At 71.9% G+C, this 6,317-nt stretch carries 9 protein-coding genes and 1 tRNA gene; 6 read left to right on the top strand and 4 right to left on the bottom strand.

What is annotated here, in order from left to right; translation table 11 throughout:
• Positions 1-169 (top strand): biotin/lipoyl-containing protein (locus ABZU99_RS28820; protein WP_356049033.1); only part of this gene is annotated, 169 nt, incomplete at its 5' end.
• Here ABZU99_RS28820 and ABZU99_RS28815 read toward each other — a convergent pair.
• Both ABZU99_RS28815 and ABZU99_RS28810 read right to left on the bottom strand, forming a co-directional pair.
• Complete coding sequence (locus ABZU99_RS28815; protein ID WP_356228042.1) at positions 159-677, bottom strand: hypothetical protein; 519 nt, start codon at positions 675-677, stop codon at positions 159-161. The two genes, ABZU99_RS28820 and ABZU99_RS28815, sit on opposite strands and share 11 nt — an antisense overlap.
• Before the next feature lie 117 nt (positions 678-794).
• A complete protein-coding gene (locus ABZU99_RS28810; RefSeq protein ID WP_355946067.1) occupies positions 795-1,709 on the bottom strand; it encodes an alpha/beta fold hydrolase in 915 nt (304 codons plus the stop codon).
• Between the two features lie 300 nt (positions 1,710-2,009).
• On the opposite strand from ABZU99_RS28810, the gene ABZU99_RS28805 reads away from it, so the two are divergent.
• The 5 genes from ABZU99_RS28805 (at position 2,010) to ABZU99_RS28785 (ending at position 5,166) form a co-directional block, all read left to right on the top strand.
• The gene (locus ABZU99_RS28805) at positions 2,010-2,816 is read left to right on the top strand and encodes a 4'-phosphopantetheinyl transferase superfamily protein (protein ID WP_355946069.1); all 807 of its coding nucleotides are present in this window, start codon (positions 2,010-2,012) and stop codon (positions 2,814-2,816) included.
• Positions 2,817-2,839: 23 nt separating this feature from the next.
• Complete coding sequence (locus ABZU99_RS28800; RefSeq protein WP_356049026.1) at positions 2,840-3,733, top strand: alpha/beta hydrolase; 894 nt, start codon at positions 2,840-2,842, stop codon at positions 3,731-3,733.
• Positions 3,734-3,766: 33 nt separating this feature from the next.
• Positions 3,767-3,982, top strand: a complete 216-nt coding sequence (locus ABZU99_RS28795; protein ID WP_355946078.1) for a DUF2277 domain-containing protein — start codon at positions 3,767-3,769, stop codon at positions 3,980-3,982.
• Positions 3,983-4,328: 346 nt separating this feature from the next.
• Positions 4,329-4,643, top strand: a complete 315-nt coding sequence (locus ABZU99_RS28790) for a hypothetical protein (protein ID WP_356049025.1) — start codon at positions 4,329-4,331, stop codon at positions 4,641-4,643.
• A gap of 148 nt (positions 4,644-4,791) precedes the next feature.
• On the top strand, positions 4,792-5,166 hold the full coding sequence (locus ABZU99_RS28785; protein ID WP_356049024.1) for a hypothetical protein: 375 nt from the start codon (positions 4,792-4,794) through the stop codon (positions 5,164-5,166).
• Positions 5,167-5,201: 35 nt separating this feature from the next.
• Here ABZU99_RS28785 and ABZU99_RS28780 read toward each other — a convergent pair.
• Both ABZU99_RS28780 and ABZU99_RS28775 read right to left on the bottom strand, forming a co-directional pair.
• Positions 5,202-5,275 (bottom strand) — tRNA-Lys (locus ABZU99_RS28780).
• A 141-nt stretch (positions 5,276-5,416) separates the two neighbouring features.
• Entirely contained in the window at positions 5,417-6,178 is a 762-nt protein-coding gene (locus tag ABZU99_RS28775; protein ID WP_356049023.1) for an IclR family transcriptional regulator C-terminal domain-containing protein, read from the bottom strand.
• Between the last annotated feature and the right edge of the window lie 139 nt (positions 6,179-6,317).

The following is a 6,317-nucleotide window of genomic DNA, read 5'->3' as shown; positions in this document are numbered from 1 at the left end:
CGTCTCCGAGGGCGACACCGTGGCCGAGGGCGACCTCATCGTCGTCCTGGAGGCCATGAAGATGGAACAGCCGCTCAACGCCCACCGCGCGGGCATCGTCAAGAACCTCAACGCCAACGTCGGCGCCTCGGTCAGCTCCGGCGCCGTCGTCTGCGAGATCAAGGACTGACGCGCCGCCACCCGGTCGACATCGGCACGCTCCAGCCCACAGCGGGCTGGAGCGTGCCGCTTTTCATGGCATCTTCATCCCTGAGGTCTCCCCCGCGAAACGGGGGCGGGGGAGACCGGGCGCGGGTCCATCCCTTGAAGTCCAAGAGCGTGCAGCCGTGCAGCGACCGTACGAGCTGTCCGGCCGGCACATAGCGGATCGCGGGGTCGTCGTACGGCACGATCGCCTTCTCCCCGGGGACCGGGAGCAGCGGGCCGGGCCGGTAGGGCCTGCCGTGGATTGCGCAGATCTCGGACGCCGTGGACCGCGGGGCGACATGCCCGGACAGCAGATGCGGGCACGCCCTGACCGCTCTGGCGGCGCACGGCAGGCACAGCTGCGGATGCGTGATCAGCAGCCTTTTCGGCCAGTCGGGCCAGTCGCCGCGCCGGTCGTCGGTGAGGTACAGCACGCCGCGCTCGTCCCTGCCGGCGGGCCCGGCACAGACCCGGCACAACAGGTTCCGCATGGCGCGCCGCTGCCGCTGCGGATGGACCACAACACCTGGGGTTCGCCGAGTTCGACGGGAAGATCGTCCACCGGGTCGACACCGCTTGAGGACAGAGCCTCTTGGAGCCCTTCGGGGTCAGTCCTTCAGGGTCCGCTCCAGGAAGCCCAGCACCGCCTCCGCGTAGACGTCCGGCTGGGTCTTGATGCCCTGGAGGTGCTCGGTGCCCGAGAGGGTGTGGACCTCGGCCAGGGGGTAGCGCTCGGCCAGGGCGCGGACGCCGGAGGCGGGGATCATGGTGTCGCGCTCTCCGGTGAGGAAGAGCATCGGGGTCCGTTCGTACGCGCCCTCGGCCGGCGGGGGCCATTGCACCCGCAGCATGGCCACGGCCGCCGAGGAGGCGACCGCTTCCAGGGCCTTGCGGGAGGGGCCCGTGCGCAAGGGGCCGGGGATGGGGATGCCGTCGGCGGCGACGAAGTTGCGGAAGAGCGGGGCCAGTTCCAGGGCCGGGCCGCTGTCGAAGATCATCGCGTCGACCGGGCGGTCCTGGTCCCGTCTGAGCATGTAGAAGGAGGGGAAGGTGGAGATGGAGAAGCCGTAGACGGCGATGCGCGCCGCCGCGTACTCCTCCAGCGAGCGCATATGGCGGACGACGGCGGCCACGTCGTCGGTGTGGCGGTCGCTCATGCCCCAGCAGGCGCGGTCGGCGACGCTCTTGCCGTGGTTGCGGTGGTCGAACAGGGCGACCGTATAGCCCGCCTGGCTCAGCAGCCGCGCCTGTGCCAGGCTCGCGGACTTGCTGAGGCCCAGACCGTGGCCGAGCACCACCACCCGCTTGGAGTCGCCGGGGCAGAGCCAGACATGCAGTCCGCGGCCCTTCGCGCCGTCGAGCGGGACGTTGATGTCGGTGCTGGTCAGCCCCATGTCGGAGGGCTTCTTGTGATGCGGTCTGCGGGGCGGGTGATAGATGAGGTACGAGAGGAAGGCGCCGTACAGCGGCGCCACCGGGAGGGTCACCGTAGAGGCAGCCTTCGCCAGGAATCCCGTCGCCATGGTCGCAAAACCCCCATCACCGATTGTGCACGGATGTGCGCGATCGTAGTGTGACAGCCCTGTGACCGGGCCGGTCGTGAGGCGAACGTGTCCTAATTCACCGGGCGTTCGCGACCGTCAACCAGGCGGACTTGTAAGGACGTTGGGGGCCGGCGGGCCGGGGGTGGTGGTCTCGTACGACGGTGGGCCGGCTCCGGCGTGCCGCGCGCGCCGCTGTACCGTCGGGACGTCAGACCGACGCCCACGACCAACGTCACGACCAACGTCACGGCCATCGTCACAGCGGGGGGAAGCGGAACAGTGCCGTCGATAAGCCCGGTGGAGCCCGACGGCTGGGGCCCGGCCCGTGCCCTGCCCCGCCCCGAAGACCGTCCCGCCCCCGGCGAGGTGGCCGCATGGCTGCTGCGGATCCCGTCGTCCGCCGCCGCCGCTGCCGCCGAGGAGGGGGTGCTGGACGCGCGGGAGCGCGAGCGCGCCGCGCGGCTTCGGCACGAGACGGCGCGCGAGCGCTACGTCGCCTCGCACGTGGGGCTGCGGACACTGCTCGGCGGGTATCTCGGGATCGCTCCGGCGGACGTCGAGTTCACCCGGGAGACCTGCGGGATGCCGGACTGCGACAAGTCGCACGGCCGCCCGGCCCTGGCGGCGGGCCACGGCGCCTTGCACTTCTCCCTCTCCCACGCCGGGGACGCGGCGCTCTACGCCGTCGCCGCGGCGCCCGTCGGTGCCGATATCGAGGAGCGGGACCCCCGGCGCGAAGGCGCCCGGCTGACCGGTCTGATCGGCCAGCTGCACCCCGGGGAGCAGGCCGCGCTCACCGCCCTGCCGGAGGAGCTGCGGGAAGAGGCGTTCCTGAGCTGCTGGGTGCGGAAAGAGGCGTACCTCAAGGGGATCGGGACCGGGCTGCCCGGCGGGATCAGCACCCGTCATGTCGGCCTCGCCGAGGGCCTGGCGCCCGCCGGCGCACCGCCCGGCCCGGACGGCTGGGCGTTCGCCGACCTCGACGCGCCGCCCGGCTATCGCGCGGCCGTCGCCCTGCGCGTGGACGGCGCGCCCGCCGGGCTCAGCCGCCCGGCGGTGACGGTGGGCGGTCTGAGGCTGGGGTGACGCGTATGGGTAGGGTCAGGACCATGCCGCACCTCGATGTGGAACTCTCGGCAGGCACCATCGAGTACGAGGACACCGGCGGTGACGGACCCGTCGCCGTCCTGCTGCACGGCGTCGCCATGGACGGTTCGCTGTGGCGCGATGTCGTCGCCGCACTGCGCCCCGACATCCGGTGCGTCGTCCCCACGCTTCCGCTCGGCGGCCATCGCCGTCCGATGCGCCCCGACGCGGATCTGTCGGTGCTGGGGGTGGCCCGGCTGGTCGCCGAGTTTCTGGAGCGGCTCGACCTCACGGACGTCACGCTGGCGATGAACGACTGGGGCGGGGCGCAGGCGCTGGTGGCCGACGGCCGCGCCGAGCGGATCGGCAAGCTCGTGATCACCTCCTGCGAGGCGTTCGAGAACTATCCGCCGGGCCTTCCCGGCGCCAATCTGCGGGCCTCCGCCAGGGTTCCGGGCGGGCTGGCCGCGGCGTTCGGCCTGCTCAAGCTGGCTCCGATGCGGCGGCTGCCGATGACGTGGGGCTGGATGACCAAGCGCCCGGTGCCGCGAGAGGTGATGGACGCCTGGTTCCGGCCGCTGTGGACCTCCCCCGAGATCCGGCGCGACCTGCGCAAGTACGTACGCGGCGTACCACCGGTGGGAGAGCTGCTGCACTGGGCCGACGCGCTGCGCAGCTTCGACCGCCCGGCGCTGGTGGCGTGGGCGGCCGAGGACCGGGTCATGCCGCCGGAGCACGGTCTGCGGCTGGCCGGCCTCCTTCCGCGGGGGCAGCTCGTCGAGATCCCGGACAGCTACACCCTGATCCCGGAGGACCAGCCGGAGCGGCTGGCGGAGTTGATGCGCGCCTTCGTGCTGGACGGCGACGTCATGGACGGGAGCGGCGGGAGCGGCGGGAGCGGCGGCTCAGCGGCATAGCCGCTGTCGGACCTCCGGCGTACCGTCGTCGGTATGTGCAGATCCATCAAGACACTCCGGCCGCCGTACGCCGAGACGGTGACCGAGGAGGACATGCGGGCCGCGGCGCTGCAGTACGTCCGCAAGATCTCCGGGTTCCGCCGGCCGGCCGCGCACAACGCGGCGGCCTTCGACAAGGCCGTCGAGGCGATCGCCGCCGCGACGGGGGAGCTGCTGGGCTCGCTGGAGATACGGGGCGGCGCCCGCTGAGAGGGTCGGACCCGCGGAGGGGTCAGGCCCACTGAGCGGCCGGACGCCCTCGCGGTCCCGAGACTCGACCCCCGTACGGGCCTCGGGACGACGGAGAGGCGCCGTCACATCGGCGGTTGTCCGTACGCCGCTGTGACGACCCCTGGCGCGCGATGTGGCGACGGCATACACGGCGCGCGTCGTCCTGGGGCTGGACGGGGTCGGCATCGACGACGCGCCGACCATGAGCAGTTGGAGGGCGCCCAGACGCACCCCGCGCTCGGCGCCGGAGATCGCGACATCCTGCCGCTGGGCCTGGTCGACCAGGCCCAGCACCTTGGCCGCATGCTGGATGAGATTGGTGTCCATGTCATCGAGCGGGCGGCGGGAGGCGACCGACAGCACGGCGGACGAACCCGTCGCCAGCGGTATCAGCCGGGTGTGCGGCGGCTCGTCCTCGGCGGGCCCGGAGTTCTCCGGCCGCAGGGCCTGCCGAACGACCATGGGGGCCGGCGTGCTGGGGGCCGTCTCGGGCGACGCGGCCAGCACACCGCGCCGCTCGTCGCTGACCAGCACCGCGCCCTCCAGGGCGACCGCCAGCCAGTCGGTGATCCGCTGCATCGCGCCGGCGTCCGCGTCGGAGAGCCGGACGGGAAGCCGGTTCAGCAGGGCGGTGAGCTGATCCACGTACCACTCGGCGTGCCGGAAGCGGTGCTCCCGCAGCCGGGGGAGGAGCTCCTGCCACACCTCCGGCGGCCTCGTCGTGGTCAGCAGGGGGACGTTCAGCCGGGCGGCCCAGGTGCGGACGGCCACCGGGGTGGCCTGTGCCCATGCCGGTCGACCGTCAGGGCGAGTCCGGCGGCCCGCTGCCGGGCGAGCTCGCGCAACAGCCGCTCGACGGCGCGCGGGCCGGGCTGTCCGCCGGAGCGCGGCAGGAAGTCGATCACTACCAGGGCGTCGCTGACGTCCCCGAGTGGGCATCGCGCCAGGCGGTCCCCGGGATCACGCGTACGGAATCCACCGCCGGGTCGGCCGGTCGGTCCGAGCCGGCGAAGCGAAGCGAGAAGTCGGGCTCGCCGCAGATATGGCCCAGCGTGAGCATCGCGTCCCTCCGTCCGGTGGCCGGCGTAGGCGTGCCCAAAACCGGTGTCCGGCGCAGGCGTGCCAAAAAAGTGCCGAAAACGCGACTGGGGTTTCTCGGATAACCGAGAAACCCCAGGTCAGTGGCGTTAAGCCAAGGTGCGCCGCCAGGGACTCGAACCCCGGACCCGCTGATTAAGAGTCAGCTGCTCTAACCAACTGAGCTAGCGGCGCCTGCTGACGACGTAAATACTACCTGGTCCGCGGGGGTGGTTTTGACCACCGCGATCCGGGGCACCGCGCGAGGGTTCAGCAGAGGCTGAGCAAAGGCTGAGCAGAGGCTGAGCAGAGGCTCGGCGAAGGCTCAGGCGGGGCTCAGATGGTGAGGGAGAGCAGCATCGGGGCTGCCTCCCGGTTGAGGGTGTAGGCGGCCTGGCGCAGCCGGTGGGCGTGCTCCAGGGGGAGCGAGAGGCCCAGGCAGCCCACCGAGTGGCCCGCCGTGATCGGGACGGCGGCGCAGACCGTGCCGACCGCGTATTCCTGCAGGTCAAGCACGGGTACGGTGGCGGGCTGGCTGTCGAGCTTGCGGAACAGCACCTTCTCGCTGGTGGTCGTGCGCGAGGTGAGCCGCACCGTCTTGTGGCGGGAGAGATGGTCGCGGCGGCCGTCGTGGTCGAGCTGGGTGAGCAGGCATTTGCCGATCGCCATGGCGTGCGCCGCGGAGCGGAAGTCCACCCACTCGTTGACCTTGGGGATCCCTGGCCCGTCCGCATACTGCGTGATCTTGAGTTCGCCGTCGACATAGCGGCCGAGATAGACCGCGGCGCCCACCGAGTCACGCAGCGCGGTGAGCGCCTTCTGGAGTTTGGCCTCGACGGCGTGGCCGCGGCCGGATCCGCCCGAGCCCAGCAGGCGCAGGGATTCGCCGCCGACGTACGCACCGTCGGCGATCTGCTCCACATAGCCCTCGCGGCGCAGCATCCGCAGCAGCTCGGCGAGGTGGTGGGCGGGCAATCGGGTGTCGCGGGCGATGGCGGCATCGCTCACGCCGGAGGAGTGTTTGGCGACGACCTCCAGGATGCGGAGGGCGTGCTGCACCGAGTGGAACGGCGCGGTCGGCTCGGGCCTGAGCGCCACGGTATCCCCCCTCGCAGGTTGTGACCGCTTGCGTGATCGCCATCGCTGCAGGTCACGGCGGTGGGACAGCCCGCACTGTGCCCGCGCGGCGCGGCTTTGTACCACGATAACCGCCAAGGGCCGCATGGGGAGTGGGCGT

Source organism: Streptomyces sp. NPDC005266, assembly GCF_040607655.1.
Lineage (GTDB): Bacteria > Actinomycetota > Actinomycetes > Streptomycetales > Streptomycetaceae > Streptomyces.
The sequence above is the reverse complement of the archived record's forward strand: the minus strand, read 5'-3'. Positions and strand labels throughout refer to the sequence as shown.